General features: G+C 53.4%; 17 protein-coding genes and 1 tRNA gene. 8 read left to right on the forward strand and 10 right to left on the reverse strand.

What is annotated here, in order from left to right; genetic code table 11:
* Positions 1-107: 107 nt before the first annotated feature.
* From B7989_RS10190 to B7989_RS10220, 7 genes are all read right to left on the reverse strand, one after another.
* Positions 108-3,296 carry a carbohydrate binding domain-containing protein gene (locus B7989_RS10190; protein ID WP_088628390.1) on the reverse strand — a complete coding sequence of 1,063 codons (3,189 nt, stop codon included), beginning with the start codon at positions 3,294-3,296 and terminating at the stop codon, positions 108-110.
* Positions 3,297-3,409: 113 nt separating this feature from the next.
* A complete protein-coding gene (locus B7989_RS10195; RefSeq protein WP_088628391.1) occupies positions 3,410-4,144 on the reverse strand; it encodes a thioredoxin domain-containing protein in 735 nt (244 codons plus the stop codon).
* A 304-nt stretch (positions 4,145-4,448) separates the two neighbouring features.
* On the reverse strand, positions 4,449-5,474 hold the full coding sequence (locus B7989_RS10200; RefSeq protein ID WP_088628392.1) for a fibrobacter succinogenes major paralogous domain-containing protein: 1,026 nt from the start codon (positions 5,472-5,474) through the stop codon (positions 4,449-4,451).
* A 54-nt stretch (positions 5,475-5,528) separates the two neighbouring features.
* A complete protein-coding gene (locus B7989_RS10205) occupies positions 5,529-7,094 on the reverse strand; it encodes a peptide chain release factor 3 (protein WP_088628393.1) in 1,566 nt (521 codons plus the stop codon).
* 113 nt (positions 7,095-7,207) lie between these two features.
* Positions 7,208-7,280, reverse strand: a tRNA-Lys gene (locus B7989_RS10210).
* 101 nt (positions 7,281-7,381) lie between these two features.
* Positions 7,382-7,843 (reverse strand): 23S rRNA (pseudouridine(1915)-N(3))-methyltransferase RlmH, encoded by a 462-nt coding sequence (locus tag B7989_RS10215; RefSeq protein WP_088628394.1) that lies wholly within the window; start codon positions 7,841-7,843, stop codon positions 7,382-7,384.
* A gap of 4 nt (positions 7,844-7,847) precedes the next feature.
* Entirely contained in the window at positions 7,848-8,576 is a 729-nt protein-coding gene (locus tag B7989_RS10220) for a metallophosphoesterase (RefSeq protein WP_088628395.1), read from the reverse strand.
* Positions 8,577-8,689: 113 nt separating this feature from the next.
* Between B7989_RS10220 and B7989_RS10225 the strand changes: the two genes are divergently transcribed.
* The 4 genes from B7989_RS10225 to rpiA all read left to right on the forward strand — a co-directional run bounded on the left by B7989_RS10225 (position 8,690) and on the right by rpiA (position 10,698).
* Positions 8,690-8,965, forward strand: a complete 276-nt coding sequence (locus tag B7989_RS10225) for a type II toxin-antitoxin system Phd/YefM family antitoxin (protein ID WP_072978501.1) — start codon at positions 8,690-8,692, stop codon at positions 8,963-8,965.
* Entirely contained in the window at positions 8,955-9,293 is a 339-nt protein-coding gene (locus tag B7989_RS10230) for a type II toxin-antitoxin system RelE/ParE family toxin (RefSeq protein ID WP_088628396.1), read from the forward strand. The genes B7989_RS10225 and B7989_RS10230 overlap by 11 nt, the downstream gene beginning before the upstream one ends.
* An 86-nt stretch (positions 9,294-9,379) precedes the next feature.
* Positions 9,380-10,009 (forward strand): peptidylprolyl isomerase, encoded by a 630-nt coding sequence (locus B7989_RS10235; RefSeq protein ID WP_088628444.1) that lies wholly within the window; start codon positions 9,380-9,382, stop codon positions 10,007-10,009.
* Positions 10,009-10,698: a ribose-5-phosphate isomerase RpiA gene (gene rpiA, locus B7989_RS10240; RefSeq protein WP_233144359.1), complete on the forward strand. Its 690-nt coding sequence runs from the start codon at positions 10,009-10,011 to the stop codon at positions 10,696-10,698. Before B7989_RS10235 ends, rpiA begins: the two co-directional genes overlap by 1 nt.
* Before the next feature lie 135 nt (positions 10,699-10,833).
* On the opposite strand, the gene B7989_RS10245 is transcribed toward rpiA, so the two are convergent.
* The gene (locus B7989_RS10245) at positions 10,834-11,475 is read right to left on the reverse strand and encodes a hypothetical protein (protein ID WP_088628398.1); all 642 of its coding nucleotides are present in this window, start codon (positions 11,473-11,475) and stop codon (positions 10,834-10,836) included.
* 287 nt (positions 11,476-11,762) lie between these two features.
* Positions 11,763-11,987 carry a hypothetical protein gene (locus B7989_RS10250; RefSeq protein WP_144265024.1) on the reverse strand — a complete coding sequence of 75 codons (225 nt, stop codon included), beginning with the start codon at positions 11,985-11,987 and terminating at the stop codon, positions 11,763-11,765.
* 56 nt (positions 11,988-12,043) lie between these two features.
* Here B7989_RS10250 and B7989_RS10255 point away from each other — a divergent pair, with 56 nt between their 5' ends.
* Positions 12,044-14,608, forward strand: coding sequence for a U32 family peptidase (locus B7989_RS10255; protein ID WP_088628400.1), 2,565 nt, complete (start codon positions 12,044-12,046; stop codon positions 14,606-14,608).
* Positions 14,609-14,829: 221 nt separating this feature from the next.
* Here the strand turns inward: B7989_RS10255 and B7989_RS10260 are convergent, their stop codons facing one another.
* A complete protein-coding gene (locus tag B7989_RS10260; RefSeq protein ID WP_088628401.1) occupies positions 14,830-15,414 on the reverse strand; it encodes a viroplasmin family protein in 585 nt (194 codons plus the stop codon).
* Between the two features lie 45 nt (positions 15,415-15,459).
* On the opposite strand from B7989_RS10260, the gene B7989_RS10265 reads away from it, so the two are divergent.
* Genes B7989_RS10265 through B7989_RS10275 form a run of 3 tightly spaced genes read left to right on the forward strand, consistent with a single transcriptional unit; the run spans position 15,460 to position 18,903 of the window.
* A complete protein-coding gene (locus B7989_RS10265) occupies positions 15,460-16,008 on the forward strand; it encodes a hypothetical protein (RefSeq protein WP_088628402.1) in 549 nt (182 codons plus the stop codon).
* Positions 16,008-16,880 carry a PHP domain-containing protein gene (locus B7989_RS10270; protein ID WP_088628403.1) on the forward strand — a complete coding sequence of 291 codons (873 nt, stop codon included), beginning with the start codon at positions 16,008-16,010 and terminating at the stop codon, positions 16,878-16,880. The genes B7989_RS10265 and B7989_RS10270 overlap by 1 nt, the downstream gene beginning before the upstream one ends.
* Before the next feature lie 19 nt (positions 16,881-16,899).
* Positions 16,900-18,903, forward strand: a complete 2,004-nt coding sequence (locus B7989_RS10275; protein ID WP_144265025.1) for a hypothetical protein — start codon at positions 16,900-16,902, stop codon at positions 18,901-18,903.
* The last annotated feature ends 29 nt before the right edge of the window (positions 18,904-18,932 follow it).

Genomic DNA, 18,932 nt, shown 5'->3' on the forward strand with positions numbered 1-18,932 from the left:
CCGGCTTCATTAATCGGATATATTTGCCGAATATAAAAGAACGCCCCGGCAGAGCCGAGGCGTTTCTTCAAAGAATGATTCCGGCGGTTAAGCCGGAATGATATTCCTTATTCCACCGTGATGAGGGTGACGGTGCGCTTGCCGACCTTGACCGGCTTGCTGATGTCAACACCCTTCTTGGCCTTCTTGGACGGATCGTTTGCCCAGCCTTCCTTCAGCTTTTCGGTGCTGCGGTCGAGAGTCTGGACAGTGGCCTTGCCCTTGAAGCCCGGAATGTTCAGCTTGAGTTCGTAGTCGCTGTACGGGCTCTTGTTGATCACGAGGAGGCTCTTCTTCTTGCCGTTTTCGGTGTAGTAGGTCGTGATGAGCGATTCCTTGTCACCGGAGATTTCGGTCTTGAGGAGCTTGCCGCGGAGAGCGTCAGAAGCCATCTGGAATGCCCAGTAGCTCGGACGCGGGCAGTTCATGCATTCTTCTGCAGAACGGGTCAGGTAACCGTAGTCACCGCCTTCCGGAGTGATATCGTTGTGGATATCCCAGTATTGTGCATTGTCCACATTTTCAGTGGCGAGCATAGCGAGGTAGTCAGCAACGAACAGACCGTTTTCGAGAGAGATGGTCTGCGGACCCGGGTTGAAGTCCACGGAGTTCCATTCGGTGAGCCAGAGTTCGATCTTCTTGTCCTTCTTGAAGTGGCTGGTCCACTTGTCTACAACCTTATGGAGACGGCCGTAGATAGGAACGAGGTCCTGCGGAGCAGAGAGGAGTGCGAAGTCGTTTTCTTCACCGAAGTGCTGCGGATAGTGGTGAACAATGAGACCGTCGGCAATGTCGCCGGTTTCCTTGAGCACGTTGTCGTTCCACTGGCCATCGAGCACGCCGAGGACTGCGACCTTAATGGTCGGGTCAACCTTCTTCATGGCTTCGATGAACTTACGGGCGCGCTTACCATAAATGGTACCGCCGTCCTTACCATACTTTTCATAGTACGGGTGCCAGTTACCATAGACTTCGTTACCGATTTCCCAGTAAACGATGCCGGCCTTCTTGTCGATGTTGGTGTGCTTCACCCAAGCAGCGGCTTCCTGTTCGGTACCGGAACCGAAGTTCACGGTGAACATGGCGTTAGAACCGGTCTTCTTCAACCAAGCGAGGAATTCGTCGGTATCGACCATCCAGTCGTGGTTGTCGAGGATTTCCTTCCAGTGGTCGTCATCGGCACGGAGACCACCCGGATAACGGATGATGCCGTGGTTGATGCGCTTGGCGTATTCAGCAGTCTGAACCTTGAACTTCGGATTGTCGAGCATGTCGCCATCCCAAAGTGCAGCGTTGATACCGAAGAGGCCGCCCGAGATGTTCGGGTTGATCACGTCGCCGGTACCCTTAACTTCAACCTTCACGAGAGCCGGGCGAGCAGCAGCCTTGACTTCCTTCTGGTTGGTGAGCTTAATGTTGTCGATTTCGAAGCTACCGTTAGAACCTTCTCCACCCGGTTTGAAGTCGAGAGAAACGACGTTCTTGAGGTCGAACACGCCGTTTTCCTTAGCGTTAGGCGGCTGGTAGTACGGGAACTTGGAGAACGTGCGGAACGGCACGATCACCGTGGTGCGACCGCGAGGTACACCGGTGTTGGAAACGAAGAGTTCGTTGCCAGCGTCACCGATCTGAACCGTGATGGACTGCCATGCACGTTCGGAGTAGACGTCGAACATGATGCCCCAGTGGTTCGTCCAGTCGCGCTGCTTAGCGTCGTGAGCGGCACCATTCTTGGTAAAGTCAAGAACGAAGTCCACCCAGTCGGACATTTCGAAGTGCTTGATGTAGAGGCTGTTGCCGTCGAGCTTGGAGGTCTTGTGCGGCATTTCGATTTCGGCCTTGGACTTCGGACCGAAAGACGGTTCCCAGTTGTCCTTGGCGAACTTGCCTTCGAAGTCAGAAATCACGACATCCGGAGCCTTGGACTTCCAGTTATCCCACTTGATATCCGGGTCAACCCAGTCGATATTTTCGGTGAAGGTAATCTGGTCGACGAAGATGGTCACAGGAGCCGGCTTGCCCGGTTCGCCCTGGTTTTCACCCTTGCCCACAGAGAAGCGGACTTCCTGAATCTTGTTCCACTGCACGTCCTTAGCAACTTCGGCCTGCTTGTTAGCGTCCCAAGCCTTACCCTTGTCGCCGAACTTCTTCAGAGGAATCTTGACGAGCTTCCAGTCCTTGCTGACCTTGGAGCCTTCGATCCAGTCGTTCAGGCTGATCTTGGTCTGGCTCTTGATGTCGTTACCCTGGTTGTCGAGGATACCCACGTAGACCTTTTCGCCACCGAGCTTACCCTTGATCCAGAAGTAGAGACCACCCTTGTTGCGAACCTTGGAGAGGTCAATGTACTTGCCTTCGCCAAGAGAGTAGGTCACGCCAGACCAGTCGTTGTTATCGATGTACAGGGCGAGCACGTTCGGGTTGCCCTGAGTCTTGGAGTCAGCTTCGCGCTGGGCAGAGAGACCACCGTAGCTGTAGCTGAAGCCCTTGAGCTGGTTATCGTAGAACGTACCGTTCTTGACAGGCTTAGCCTTGCCGTCGAGCTTTTCGGGGTTCTTCGGGCCGTCAATGACGTCGTTGTTTTCATCCCAGTAGACAACCTTCTTCTTCGGAGCGGCCTTCTTGTTGCCCTTCACGATTTCGATGTTGTCGACCCAGATTTCGAAATCAGATGCGCCGCTCTTGTCGATAGAGAAGCGGATTTCTGCAATCTTGTCCCAGTCAATGCGAGCCGGGAATTCAGACTTACGGGTGTTGTCCCAATAGAGACCACGGTCCGGGAAGTCCACGAGAGGAATGGAAACCTTCTTCCAATCCGTCGTCACAGCACCGCCCTGGATGTACTTGTTCATCGGGAGAACGACCTGGGTCTTCTTGCCGTCAGAAACTTCTTCATCCAAAAGGCCGACCTTAACGGCTTCGCCACCCTTCTTACCCTTGATCATGAATTCGAGCTTGGAGTCGAGCATGAACTTGTTGAGGTCGAAGGTTTCGTTGTACAAGCAAACAGAAGCGCCCGAATATTCGCTCGGGTCGAGCTTGATGTTCAAGGCAGCCTTAGACTTGTAGCCGCCGTCTTTAGTGATGGTGATACCTTTGCTCTTGCCGCCGTAAGCGTAGTCAAAGCCCCCCGGACGATACTGTTCGTCGAAGAACTTGTAAGGAACTACACGCGGTGCTTTCGGCTGAGCCATTGTAGCCGTTACGCCGAAGCCGAGGAGGGCGACGGTAGCGGCAGTCAATGTTCGCTTCATCATATGATCGTGTCCTTTTGGTTGTGTTTTAGTTTGATTTTGAAATTAAAATTTTCGCGTTCAAAAAGGGAGCACGCGACGCGAAGTCGCGTTTACAGATTGAACCGCTTAAAAGATTACTTGGCTTCCTTGAGGAGCTTTTCAACCAGTTCGGGGCTGAAACGGTCCTGACGCTTGCCGTTGATGTAGAAGTTCGGAGTACCCTGCACGCCGACTTCGGTACCGAGCTGGAAGTCCTTGTCGATACGGGCGTTCATGGCAGAGTCGAGCACCATGTCCTTCTTGAACTGATCCACGTTCAAACCGATCTGCTTTGCAACTTCCACATAGATGGAGTCGCCGAGTTCGCGGCTATGCGGAGCGAGAGCGTAGCGGTATTCCCAGAACTTGCCCTGCTTGTGAGCAGCGATAGAAGAAGCGGCAGCGGCGCGAGCGTTGGAGTGGAAGCTGAGCGGGAAGTGCTTGTAAACGAACTTGATCTTGTCCGGATACTTTTCGTTGAGTTCCTTCATGACCGGAGCGATGCGGGAGCAGTACGGGCACTGGAATTCGGTAAATTCAACAATCGTGAGCTTCGGGTTCTTGGTGTTGCCAAAGACCGGGCTATCTTCGTCGGGAATGTCCCAAACCTTGTTATCCGCTTCCATTTCGGCGCGGGCCTGTTCCAAGGAAATGCCGCGCTTGTCGAGGGCATACTTGATGATTTCGAATTCTTCCTTGACCTGCTTGAAATCCTTTTCGAGGTTATCAAGCCTGGCCTGCTGGTTGAACGAACCGCCGGCGGAAGCCTGATTGCAGGCAACGAGACCAGCGAAACATACTGCGAGAGCAACAATGGGGAGACGTTTCATGTTTTTCCTTTTGATGTTAAAAAATCCTGGGTAAGCGCAATGCTTACCTGTGTAGAGGAAATATAAAAAAAGTAGGGAGTAGGCCGTAATGACGAATGTGCAATGTGAGATGAAAGATTCAATATTACGAATCTTCCTAGAACAACAATAAAGGGGGAAGTCTCCCCCTGTATCGCACTTCGTTGCTCCCCACCCCCTCGCCTAGGGGGACACCCCTAAAACCCCGATGGAAGGAGCCATGAAGCTCCACGAATTTGAAAACTTTTCGTTACAAATTAGTGCGACGGAAGCAAGCGAGTAGAGCCTATGGGTCGTCCTTTAGACAACGAACTGAAAAGGCGTAATTTTTTTCAAAACTGAACAGTTTCGGACTCTTGTAAAAGTAATCCAAGTCCATGTCGTGGGCTTGGAGGCTATCATACTCAGAGGCACACCAGAAATAGGCATACTGACTATCAATGAAGTGACCATTGTTGTATCTGAAGCCAGCAGGGATTGCAGAAAAGCCCACATCATCCGTACCGCTGCCATTAGAATACCAACCTGTTAGCGATTTCAAAATATCGCTAGCCATCGATTGTCCGCCCACCTCAGTAAACAAAGTTTCCCATTCTGCTTGTGTCGGCAGATGCCAGCCATCGGGGCAAATGCCCTGAACTGTTGTCGGAAGCGTGCATGTCTTGCCGTAACCGCAATCCTGGGGATTATCGGCATCGGTAGCAAATTTTACCGAGTCAATGGCTGCCGCCCAAGTGTAAAGGCGTCCTCCCACGGCACAGTTTTCGGGCTTCTTGTTATAACACCAACTGCGTTCCAACAAGCTCGGAGTGTTCGTACTATCAGCATAGTTCAGATTTTCTGCCATCCATGTCTGATTGCCAATCTTTATGATTTTGTAGGTTTGACCGTCACGAGAGTCAGTCATCGTGCCATAGGTAATATCCGGGTTAAATCGACATTCTTTAGGAACATCCCAACTCCAGCCAGACTTTCCCTTTAAAATTGCCGAGCAGTTCTGTTCAACTGACGAGCTGCTAGTGGCCCCCTCGGCAGGCTCAGGGACCTTGGAACTGCTGGATTCTTCGCTAATGCTGGAGGATGAATTCAACGAGTCAATGTTACTGCTGGACCCTTCATTATCGCTCTGGATGACAGAGGAAGAAGATTCCTCTCCATCAGGAGTCTCGACCGCAATTGACGAACTTGACGGATCATCGACAGGCTCAGCAACCTTAGTGGAACTGCTGTCATCACCGCAGGCTGCGAAAAGGAACATGGACCCTATCGCCACAGCGTAGCTCCAGGGTGACTTAAAATTTTTCAAAGCCATAATACAACCCCCATTGTAAGGAACTTTTACTTAATTTAGAATTTATTAAAAAAATTACCCTTGCGAGGTGGCGGCGAAGGTCAGGTTCTCGTAGTTCTTGATAGCAAGGTTCAAGCGGTATTCGTTCGGGAACAGGCAAACGAGGTTACGTTCCTTGTCCATCATGCAGTCCATGGCGTATTCTTCGGCGAACTTGGCCACATCCTTTTCGGGGCCAGAAACCCAGCGGATTCCGTGAGCGGGCACGCGGTCCAGCGACACATCGGCACCATATTCGCTCTGCAGGCGGAACTTGAGCACGTCGAACTGCAACTCACCCACCACACCAATCACGGGGATAGCGGACTTGAGCGGTTCGTACAGCTGAGTTGCGCCTTCTTCACTCAGTTCGGCAAGGCCCTTCGCCATCTGCTTAGACTTAAGCGGGTTTAGGAGCGTTACGCGGGCAAAGTGTTCCGGAGCAAAGTCCGGGATGCCGGTAAAGTTGATTTTTTCGCCGTCAGTCAGCGTATCGCCAATGCGGAACAGACCCGGGTCATTGATACCCACGATATCGCCAGCCCAGGCGTGGTCGATGACTTCCTTATCCTTCGCGAGGAAGGCGGTCGGGGCGGCCAAGCGGATTTCGCGGCCCGTGCGCACATGATAAACCTTTTCTCCACGGGTAAAGCTGCCCGAGCAAATGCGCAGGAATGCCGTACGGTCGCGGTGCTTGGGGTCCATATTGGCCTGAATCTTGAACACGAAGGCGCTGAAGGCGTTTTCGTCGGGGCTCACCGGGCGCTTGTCGGTTTCGCGCACCATCGGAGGCGGCGCAAGCTTTGCAAAGGCGTTCAACAGCTGGCGCACACCGAAGTTGTTCACCGCAGAACCGAAGAACACGGGGCACATTTCGCCCTTCAGGAATTTTTCGTGGTCGAACGGGTCCATGGCACCGGTCACCATCTCGTATTCTTCCTTGAACTGGGCGACCCAGTTTTCGCCGCACATTTCCACGAGGCGCGGATCATCCGGGCCTTCCATCTGGATGATTTCCTGATGGCCTTCTTCTTTATTGAAGGTGTGGAAGGTATTTTCGGCAATAGAATACACGCCCTTAAACAGCTTACCCACGCCAATGGGGAGCGTAAAGGGGGCGACCTTGATTTTCAAAATGCTTTCGATTTCATCGAGCAGGTCGAGCACGTGGCGGCCATCCAAGTCCATCTTGTTGATAAACGTGATGATGGGTGTATGGCGCATGCGGCACACATCCATGAGCTTGATGGTCTGTTTTTCTACACCGTTCACGCTATCAATAAGCACGAGGGCGGCATCCACAGCGGTCAAGGCGCGGTAGGTGTCTTCGCAGAAGTCCTGGTGCCCCGGGGTATCGACCAGGTTGAACATGCAACCTTCGAACGGAAAATTCAGCACGGAACTCGAAACCGAAATACCACGCTGCTGTTCGATCTTCATCCAGTCACTCACCGTGTAGCTACGGTTTGCCTTGGCGCGCACGTGGCCCGCTTCGCGAATCACGTTTCCGTACCACAGGAACTTTTCGGTGATGGTGGTCTTACCCGCGTCAGGGTGGCTGACAATAGCAAAAGTGCGGCGTTTTTCGATTTCGGAATTCATGGCGCCAAATATAGAATAATGTTATTCAAGTAAACAATGCCGATTCCAGCCAAAGCCCGGAATGACCTTGCTCGGAAAAAAAGAAAACCGCCTCGGGGTGAGACGGTTTTAAGTGGATGATGCAGGGGTCGAACCTGCGACCCGCTGATTAAGAGTCAGCTGCTCTACCAACTGAGCTAATCATCCATAGTCGCTTAGGACGCGCACAATAATAGAATTAAAAAGGTCCGCTGTCAAGGGGTGAAAACGCAATTTTTCAAAAAAAACAAAAAAAATGAGCCGAGCGGTCATCTATGATGATAGGGGTGGTTTTGCATCACCATCTGAACGCGGTAAAGCTGTTCGGCGAAAAGCACGCGGGCATGGTCATGGGTAAAGGTCAACGGCGAAAGCGAAAGGAGCAAGTCGGCAGTCTTTTTCAGGTTCTCGTCGATGCCGTAGGCCGACCCGATCAAGAACACGATATTTCCCGGAAAACGGTCCCGGAGCGTATCCGAAAGCTTGACCGTATCCATCAACTTGCCCTCTTCGGACAAAATGACGCGCTTGTATTCGGACTTCGGGAATTTCTTGTCAAAAAGTGTCGCTTCTTGCGCCAACGCCTGCACACGGTCGTCTATCTTGGACTCCTTGAGTTCCACGACTTCGAGCGGGAACATTCCCCCACGCAAACGTTTGACGTACTTGTCGACCTCGTCGGCAATGAACGGCGAACCTGCCTTACCAAAAACAGCCAAGACCCATTTCATGGGACTAGCGGCCTACACTCAGACGGTCAATCAAGAAACTCGGCATGCCGGCCTTTTTCATGCGTTCCTGCGTTTCGAACACATCGTAATCGACACGAATCAAGCGCACACACATGGTCTCGGTATCCAGCAGACACCAGCAAGAGCGCGGATCGCGATCACGCGGCTGGCCCACGCTGCCCACGTTCACCAACAGGCGTTCCGTGTCTTCGATCCTGTATTCGTATTCGTCCAGAATCTTGGGGATGGCGTTCGGGCGACTCGCCACAATCACCGGGCTGTGCGTATGGCCCACAAAGCAGTAGCGGCCCTTGAAATGTTCAAAGGCGTCGAGGGCGTCTTCGAGCTCGGTCACGTACACCCAGTCCGCGGGCGAAAGCGGAGAGGCATGCACAAAGCAAATGTCGTTTTCTTCGCAAACATACGGCAGCGAACGCAGGTACGAAATCGAATCATCCGACAAGTGGTTCTGCGTCCATTCGATGGCCTGCTTGGCATAGGGGTTGAACCCGGCGCTGGACTCGTGCTTGATCGCCACGCTGTCGTGGTTACCGATAATGCAAATGTCCATATTTTCGCGAGCCAGACGAACGCTTTCGTCAGGATCCGCACCATAACCCACTAAATCACCCAGACAAACCCTCCGTTCTACCCCGTTGTCTTTCATAGAGGCAAGAACCGCCTCGAAAGCCACCGCGTTAGAATGGATATCAGAACAAATACCGTATAGCATGGCCGTAATGTAGTAAAAAATGAGGGACGAATGTCTTACACAGGCTCAAAGGGTTGCGTTATTGCCAACGAAAGACTATATTTAATACCGAATTCAGTCATATTCGAGGTTTTATGCCAACCTATAAAAATATCAAGCCGATTTCTTACATTAAGGCAAACGCTGCAAAAGTGCTAGACCATGTAAATGACACTCGTGCACCCTACATCGTCACGCAAAACGGTGAAGCTCGCGGCGTAATCCTCGATACCGAGACATTCCAAATGATGCAGGACGGCTTAAAGTTGTTTAAGCTTTTCGCTCAAAGCGAAGCCGAATTTTCAAAAGGAAAAACAATCAATCAAAAAGACCTCTTTGATTCCTTGGAGAAAGAACTAAATGCCCTCTAAGAAAATCATTGTAGAATGGTCTGAATCGGCATCTCTCGACTTGAAGTCCATCATCTTGCATATTGCAACGAGTAGCCCCAAAAACGCCAAAGACTCGCTTGCTAGAATAAAAAAGGAATGCCAAGTCCTTGAAAAGTTTCCAGATTTGGGCAAAATTCCTGCGGAATTAGAATATTTGCAAATCAACGGATTCCGGGAAATCGTTGTAAGCCCCTGGAGAATTTTTTATCGCAAAGAAGAATACCGCGTAAAGGTTTTAGCAGTTGTCGATTCCAGACGCGATCTAGATGACGCGCTTTGGACACGTATGATGTTCCCGATTATATAGTAAAAAGGGGTAAAAATTTCTATCTTGGCACTCCTTCGATGAGCAACGTTTTCGCATCACTCGCCTTTTGCTATATTTGCGCGCGTATGGAAATGATTCAAGACAAGCTGAAGGTCAGCATTGCCTATTCCTTAAAGGAACGCACCGGAAAGATTCTCGAAGAAGTGCCCGCGAACTACCCGTTCGTGTACATTCACGGGTTCAACAATATTATTCCGGGGCTTGAAGACGCGCTGGAAGGCCGTCACTTGAATGAAAGTTTTACTGTCGATATTCCGTTTGAACAGGGCTACGGCCCCTACCGCCCCGACTTGGTGATGGAAGTTCCGAAGGACGAACTCCGCGAAGTGGGCGAAATTTGGCTCGGCATGGAGCTCGAGATGTACATGGACGAAGACGTGCGCGAATTCCAGCTGCCCGAGACGGCAGACGAGTTCGTGGACGGGCTGAATCTGGACGATGACGACGAATCCGACGGAATTTACACGATCAAGGAAATCAAGAAGGACACCGTGGTCGTGGACGGGAACCACCCCTTTGCAGGCAAGGACCTGACTTTCGACGTGACGGTGGTCGCCATCGAGCAGCCGAGTTTTACCGAGCTCGAAAGCGGCTACCCCGACCGCGAAGAAGATTTTGACCATTTTGACGACGGCTTCGACGGGGCCGACGGCGAAGATTTTGACGACAACAACCACAACAGGAGATGGCGCTAATGGCATCGATGGACGAACTCAAGAAGGCTGCAGGCGTTCGCGCGGCAGATATGATCAAGGACGGCATGACCGTGGGTCTTGGAACGGGTAGCACCGCCGCCCACATGGTGAACCGCCTTGCCGAGCGCATCAAGACGGAAGGCCTGCATGTTGTGGGCGTGAGCACGAGCTGGAGCACCACGCTGCAGTGCCGTAGCCTCGGCATTCCGCTGAAGGAAATGGGCGAAGTTTCTCACCTGGACATGGTGATTGACGGTGCCGACGAAATCGACGACCAGCGCAATTTGATCAAGGGCCGTGGCGCTGCCCACCTGCTCGAAAAGATTGTCGCCTCGATGACGGACAACTACGTGATTATCGCAGACAGCGGCAAGAAGGTGAACAAGCTCGGCGAAAAGTTCGCCGTACCGCTGGAAATCATTCCGGGTGCCATCGCCGTGGTGACCGAACGCGTAAAGAAGCTCGGCGGCGACCTCAAGGTGCGTATGGGCGCTCCGGGCAAGGACGGCCCGGTCATCAGTGATAGCGGCAACCTGATTGCAGACGCCAAGTTCGGCATTATCGAAGACGCCGACAAGCTCGCCCGCGACCTGGAACACATCGTGGGTATCGTGGGTCATGGCCTGTTCGTGGGCATGGCCACCAAGGTGATTCTCGCCGACGCCGACAAGGGCCTGGTAGAGTTCTAGAAGACAGGGATGTGAGATGTGAAATGTGTGATTATTCATTTCACATTATTCACTTCACATTAGTCATTTCACATAAACTAAAAAACCCCCCGGTAAGAACCGAGGGATTTTTTAGCGTTATAAACGCGTGCTCAATTAGTCTTCGTCGGCGAGTTCCGGAGCCTTCTTGATCACGTTGCGACGGCCATAGCGGACCTTGGACGGATCGAAGGTGGTTTCGACGGCTTCGACTGCGGGTTCAGCGGCAGGTGCTGCAGGGGCAGCGACCGGGGCTTCAACGGCAGGAGCGGCCGGAGTTTCAACCGGAATACGCGGAGCGAGCGGGCGGCGAGCTTCAGGAGCTGCGGCCGGAGCGGCTTCGACGGCAGGAGCTGCAGCTGCGGGAGCCTGGGCTTCGGCAGCTACGTTCTGAGCTTCAACGTTCTGTTCGCGGCGGCCTTCGCGGCGGTCGCGACGATCGCGGCGGTTGCCACGGTCACGTTGTTCATTGCGGTCGCGAGCGGGCTGCTGCTGTTTGTCGGCAGAGCGATTGTCGCGATTTTCCTTAGCAGGACGGTCCTTGCCATTGTTGTTCTGGCGATTTTCCTTGCGTTCACCGCGCTGAGCCATTTCCTGTGCGCTGATCGGGCGACGGGAAGCCGGCTTCAAGTTCATGTCCGGGGTGAGCTTCTTGAAAATCGGGGTACGAAGCATGGTAAGGAGCTTGTTAACCTTCGAGAGGATAACGATGCACAGAATCACTGCAACGAGTGAAAGTGCGAGTGCGATGTATTCCATTCGGGGCACCTCATAAGTAAGGGTTGACCGCAGGTGCAGGCTGGAAATAAACCCGCAGGCGGTGTGGCTGGTTCGTGTTTGTGTGTGCTTAAAGCCATCTTACTAGCGCCTCCTGAGAGGCTTGACGGCGATAAGGTTTCGGGCAAATTGGGCCAGCGAAACTATAAAGGGGCCACTGCCGCAGCAGAAGGCCATTGTGAGCCACGGGCGCAAATATAACAAAAGTGTTAAATGATTGGGGATTAACGGTTAAGAAATTTCCCCGAAACCGCTCTGCCGGTGGCGGTTTAAGGATGCATATCGAGCTTTTCCAGCGATTTTTTGACAGAATCGCCATAAGCGGTCAGAGAATCGAGATTTTTCTGCAACGAATCCACCTGCCCCTGGAGCACCGCATTTTCGCCTTTCAGGCGGTTCATCTCGGCCTCGGCCGCTTCGTCGGTACAAGCAGAAAGCGAAAAAACAGCCAAAAGGGCAAACAGGATTGCAGACAAAGTAATCTTTCGGTTCATGCGTAGAATATAGAAAATAAAAAAGAGCAAAGCCAATATTTTCTATCTTTCGCCACATGAATTCAAGCGCACAGACATCGCCAGAACTCCTGCTGCCCGTAGGCACGCGCGAAATGCTCGAAGCCGCCGTCAACAACGGAGCCGACGCCGTGTATTTCGGAGTCCCCCACTGGAACGCCCGAGGCCGCACCGAAGACTTTACCTTTGACGATGTCCGCGACATGATACGCTACGCCCGTATTCACGGGGTACGCACCTTCTTGGCCATGAATGTGCTCGTTTTTGAGCGCGAACTGCAAGAATTGCCTGAATTCCTCGAAAAAATCATTTCGCTTGAACCCGACGCCTTTATTATCCAAGATATCGGTCTTGCCCGCTTGATTCGCGCCATTTGTCCGAACCAGGAAATCCACGCCAGCACCCAGATGACGCTTGCCAGCGCCGAGGGAGTGAACCTGGTGAAATCCATCGGATTCAACCGCGCCGTACTCGCCCGCGAACTTTCGGTCAAGGAAATTGCCGCCATCAAGGCCGCCACCGACCTCGAACTCGAAGTATTCATTCACGGGGCGCTTTGCGTGAGTTACTCGGGCCAGTGCCTGACCAGCGAAAACTTTGGCGGTCGCAGCGCAAACCGCGGCCAGTGTGCCCAAAGTTGCCGACTCCCCTACCGCATCTTTGTAGACGGCAAGGAATACCGCGACACCGACGCCCAATACCTCTTTAGCACCCGCGACCTTTGCGCCCTCCCGAAACTCCCCGAACTTGAAGAAATCGGCGTAAATTCGCTCAAGGTGGAAGGCCGCCTCAAGAGCCCCGAATACGTAGCCGCCGTATCCCGCGCTTACCGCAAGGCATTGAACCGGATTCCGCTTGACGCCAAGGACATGGAGCCGCTCGAAGTGCTGTTCAGCCGCGGCCTCAACACCGGCTGGCTCGATGGCGATAACCACCAGGAGCTGGTGAACGGCACGTTCAGCAATCACCATGGTATGGTCCTCGGGCAAGTCGTGAAGGCAGACCGCGGGCAAGTCATTGTCGGTCTCGACAGCGCAATCTCCGACGCCGGCGAAAAAGCCTGCTACCCACAGCCAGGCGACGGCATTCTGTTTGAAAATGCGGCTCTCGGCGTGAGCATCGGCAGCCGCCTCTACGCCGCGCATGTCACGCATTTACCGCACGCAAAGCGCGGCGATCCCAAGCTCTTGAAGCTTGAATTCGGGCGAGAATTCGACACCCGCCAGATTGCGGTGGGCATGCAAGTTTATCGCAACGACTCGCCCGCACTTGAACGCGAGCTGCGCAAGACTTTTACGGACCGCGAACAACTCGTGCGCTTGCCGGTTCACATGACGCTTTCAGGAAAAATCGGCGGCCCGCTCAAGCTTTCCGTTTACGACACGCCGAAAAACGCCGTCGAAGTCGAGGCCGATTTTACCCTCGAAGAAGCCCGAAACAAGGGCAACGATGCCGACAAGGCTCTCCGAGAACTTGCCCAAAAGGAACTTTCGGCCTTAAGTTCGACCGCCTACCAGTTAAAGCACCTCGACATTCAGGTGGACCGCGGCGCGTTCATTCCCGGAAAGATTCTCCGCACGCTCCGTCAGGCCGCCATCGAAAAGCTCGACGAAAAGCGCACCGAATGGAAGGTTTTGAACCCGAGTGCAGAAGCCGGCAAAACCTTCTTGAACGAGACCCGCGTCAAGTTCAAGTCCGGCGCAGCGAGCAGCGGTACACCTGCCGCCAACGGCACCACGCACCCGATTATCAGTGTCCTTGTCCGCAATCCGGACCAAATCGCCGCCCTCGAAGGCCTCGCCATCGAAAACGTCATCATGGATTTCGACTGGGGCGTCAAATACGACACCCCGCTGGAACAAATCCGCGAGCTCGGCTTCAAGGCGGGCATGGCGACGCTTCGCATCCACAAGCCGGGCGAAAACCATTACCTCAAGAATATCCTGCGGCTTTGCCCGGACTTTGCCCTGGTGCGAAATCTGGGAGCGCTCTCGATTCTTAAAGAAAGCGGAATCCCGCTCACCGGCGACTACAGCCTGAACGCCGCCAACAGCGCAAGCTACGACTGGCTCCTCTCGCAGGGGCTAACCACGCTCCACCCCTCCTGGGATTTAAACAGCACACAACTTTTCGACCTTCTCGAAAACATCGACGGAGATCGCCTGGAACTCACACTGCACCAGTACATGCCCGCCTTCCATTCGGAATACTGCGCCTTCGCCCGCGCGCTTACCACGGGCCGCCGCTTCCCCGAATGCGACAAGATTTGCACCAAGCACAAGGTGGAAATCCTAGACCACAAGGGCGAACGCCATTTCTTGCAGAGCGACGCCGAATGCCGCAACACGCTCTTTGTGGGCAAGCCGCAGTCGGCCCTCAAACTGCTCCCCCGCCTACGCACCGCAGGCGTGAACCATTTCCGCCTCGAAATGCTCACCGAAGACGCCGAAACCGTGCGCCGCAAGGTGCTCATTTACACGCAAGCCATCCAGGGCAAAATCTCTATCGAAGATGCCATCCGCGAAGCGGGCATTCAAGAAAAGTACGGCCTTTCCGAAGGCCAGCTCTTTAACGAAAGCACCTGGCAAGACCGCAAGAAATAACGCTCTTGCGCTTTTGAAAGAAGCCCCGCCGCACCTAGAATTGGCGGAGCTTCCCAACTGAAAATTCGCCATCGGGTGGATAGCAAATCGCCGACATTCGCCGGCGAATCAAAAATAGTCTTCAAAACTTTAAAAAAGGAACTTTGTACCGAATCTTGCAAACAACTGTTTGCAAAATGCCTCTTTTTTTACAATCAGGAAACATTTAAAGCGGCGGATGCCTACTTTTTCTTGGCGCGGGCAATCGCTTCTTTGGCAAGCTTATCAACCAATTCGTTCCACTTGACGCCGGTATGGGCTTCTACCTTTTCGAAACTCACGCGATGCAAGTATGGCTGGGCTGCCGCCACATAACGCTTGGCGATATTGCTCTTTGCCTGCCATTCACCTTTAGCCCAGCGGGCAATGCCTTCGTAATCATGGCAAATCGTACCCGTCTTGTCGTTGGAATCAAGCCAGCGCATGGCCTGGAAAGACGCCATGACTTCGCCGTCAATATTCCGGCTTTCCGCGTCAAAAGCGGTAATGCCAGAACCACGGGCGATTTCGACATCGTTTTCCGTTACCACGAATGCCCAGCCCGATTTCGGAAAATCCGGCGAAAAAGAACCATCTACAAACACGCGGATTCCATCGGGTACAGGAGCCTCCATTCCAGCGATCCAAGCCTCTGCTTCGGCACGCGAACCGAACGATTTAAAAAGCACGCCCTTCACACCATGGGTCAGTTTTTCGCACTCAGCCCACGTCATGACGATTTTGTTTTCGTTCGGGGACTTTATCGCATAGAATTTCTGTTTAGGCATGGCCCAAAATTAGTATATTATACTAAAAAGTGTATTGGAGTTTAAGTGAAACCGTCACCGTATTTTGCAGATCGTTTACGTTATTTTTTCAAGCGTTTTTACAGCCCGGAAAAGCTGTACCGCTGGTTTTTGGAAGTAGCCGGAGATGACTCCGGAGAGTTCAATTTCCCGGCCGCGCTTCAAGGGAACCCCAAGACCGTCGTGTTCCTTACACGTGACATCGACAAATCGACTGCATTTATAAAGGGAATGCCCGAAGCATTCTTCAAGAACGCACTCCTTTGCGCTCCCGATACAATGCAGGTCATGATTTCGGCCAAGCACGCCAAAGCGATCTACTATACCGAGCTTGAATGCCGTTACGGTGAGCCGGCCTTTGAAGAACTGCAATACAAAATCAAGGATTTTGGCCCGCAGGTTTGCATTTACCTGGGCGAAGCCTTCTGGCCCACGCTTTACCTTGCCAAAAAGTGCGGAGCAAACTGCCGCATCGGGTTTACGGACGAACATTGCTATCCGTTCCTGAACATATGCTTGAAACCCAACAAAATGAGCGAAGCTGCCCTGATTAGCCAGTACTACGGGGTCAAGTAATGCAAAAGGGGTATCCCACAATCATCACAGAGAATGGCGGGTATGCGGACCTCCACATGCACACCAAGCTTTCGGATGGTAACCTTTCGGTCGAAGAACTGCTCGTGCTCTGCAAACGCAAGGGCCTCCGTTGCATTTCGATTACCGACCACGACAACCTGGATAGCTACAACCTCGCCGCCGAACCCGCCAAGGAAATCGGGCTTGAACTCATTCCCGGCATCGAAATTTCGGCCGTGTGGCAAGGCAAGGACATCCACATCCTGGGATATTTCTGCGACCCTACGAACCTCGCCCTGAACATGGAACTGCAGGATTTCGCAAAGCAGCGAGTCACCCGCGCAAAAGCCATCATCAAAAAGCTGAACGCGCTGGGCATCGACATCACCTACGAAAAGGTTGCCACCTACTGCAAGGGCAAGGTTATCGGCCGCCCGCATATCGCCATGTCCATGGTCGACGAAGAATACATTTCGAACTTCTCCGAAGCATTCACCAAATATTTAGGTGACGGCTGCGTAGCCTTTGTCGAAAAGAAGGGCCTGAACCCGCAGCAGACCATCAAGCTTATCGAAAATGCCGGCGGAATCGCCGTCCTCGCCCACCCCTACAAGTCGGGGCTTTCCGACGAGTTCATCGAGAACATGGTGGAATGGGGCGTACAAGGGATCGAAGTCTACAGCCCCGCCCAGAAGGGAGCTGTCGGCCGCAAGTACAAGGAAATGGCCCAAAAGTTCGGCCTCGTGGGCACCGGCGGTTCGGACTTCCATACCGAAGCGGGCGCCTACCCGCCCAACTGCATGAAAATGCCCTACTCCGTCGTGAACGCCCTGCGCGAACGCCGTGAAAAACTGAGAGCGGAATGGTACTAACTTGCCTAGTTTGAATTTTATGAGAATCTTAGCCCTACTGCTTGTTTGCATAAGCGTATTGTTCGCTGAACCGCTAAAGCCAGACCAGTACGTAAAGCCATCTGCTCAAGATTCAATCTACAAGACCCCCTGGGGCATTGACCCCGCCCCCCGCGAAACCGACGCCGGCCGTTGGGTACTCCCGCTGCGCGGACTTATGCAGCGCACCTACGACATCTCTGGCCAGAAATCCGAATGGCTCCTAGGAACCTCGATTCTTGGCGCTCCGGAACTTGATGCCGACTTTTTGGGCATGGGCTCGATCCAGACTCGCTACCCGAGCAAGCTCGCCGGCCTATTTACCACACGGCTAGGTTACGATGCTACGACTCTCGGGCTGAACGGTGAAAACGGAATTCTGACCGAAGAACGCAAGGGAGTCCCGGTCGACACACCCGTGACCGACCTCAACTGGGAACGCCCCGCCTTCGGCGGCAACGCGCTGCGCCTCGACTTCCGCAGGCTCGTGACCGATTCCGTTTCGCTCGAATTCGGACTCGCCAGCCATTCCGATGTCGACTCCAAGGAATACAGCTACCAGAACGTGACCCACTCGCCCTATTTTTCCATGGGCCGCGACTCCTCGCAGATTCCTTTTGGCGGGCGAAACATCGCCATGAACAGTATGCACATCCAGCCGATTCTCACCTGGAGATTCGGATTCGGTAAGGCATACGCCAAGTTGAACTACATAAACCTTCGTAACGCCGACAACACGAACCACAAGGTTCTGCTGGATACTCTCGACAAGTCTATTCGAACCTTCCAGACCGACCCCTATGTCATCGAGACACATACCTTCGGTTACGGCGGAGGCGTTGAATTCTACCCCACCCGGAAGCTAACTCTTTCGACCGACTTCCAATACACCGAACACGATATCGAACTGGATTCGCTCGGACACATTTTCAAGAAAACGCACGAATACACAGACACCTTGGGCAGGCAACTCGTTGACTCGATCTTCTACGACACCGTGCGAACCATGAATTACCAATCGATGCTCGGAAACTTCGGCATCGCCTACCACACCATCTTCAATCCGGCTATCAAGTTCAAGTACGAATTCCTGAACACCGACAATACGGGTGCAAACGACACGACGCACACTTACTACCAAGACCGCGAAGTCGGCTACCTGGAACTCAAGGACACCCTCTGGAACAAGCTCCTGTTCCGCACGCAAACAGGCTTACAGCGCAACAGCTCCGTACGCGATTCCGTCGATATAGCTCCGGCCTACTCCGCCGACGTACTCGCTTTTTTGCCGTACCACCTGCGTGCAAGCGCCGGCTGGCGACACGACAACAAATTCCCCGATGTAGGCCAGCTCAAGATTGACGAAACAGGCCGTCTGGCATTCCACCGCAAGGACCTCAAGTACGAAGAACGCGACCGCTACACCTTGAATTTAGGCTACCAGCAGCGCGAAGTCTTTTACGGGCTCGGCCTCCGCTACGAAAACGTCGATAACCTCATTAAACCCCGCTGGGTCAAGCGCGGCTACGCCGACAGCACGAACTCGATTGACGAGGTTTACACCTGGACCAACATCGACAACGTGAACAGCCTCGACTGGATTTTACAGGTGGGCTTCAGACTCGGCAACTGGAAGTTCTACCTGGAACGCGGCGAAACGCTCGACCGCAGCTTCAAGCTGATTGACACGCCGGAACTCTACTACAAGGGCTCCATTCACTGGCAGAACCGGTTCGTTTCGGATCGCCTGGGCGTGAGCGTACGCGTGGACTGGCAGTGGTTCGGCGAACGCTACGACTGTACGATTGGTGAACACGGCGGGCCCGAACTGGAACTCATGAAGAAGTACCTGGCGCTCGATTTTGAAGCCCGCATGCAGATTCTGACCTTCGAGCTCTACACCCGAATCGAAAACTTCAACCACAGCATTTACATGCCTGCTAGCGGCTACACGCCCGAGGGCCTCCGCTTCGCCTACGGCATCGTCTGGACATTCCGGAACTAGTCATGCTGAGCTCGGCTCAGCATCAGCTT

The organism is Fibrobacter sp. UWB5, assembly GCF_002210295.1.
In the GTDB taxonomy this organism is placed as follows: Bacteria; Fibrobacterota; Fibrobacteria; order Fibrobacterales; family Fibrobacteraceae; genus Fibrobacter.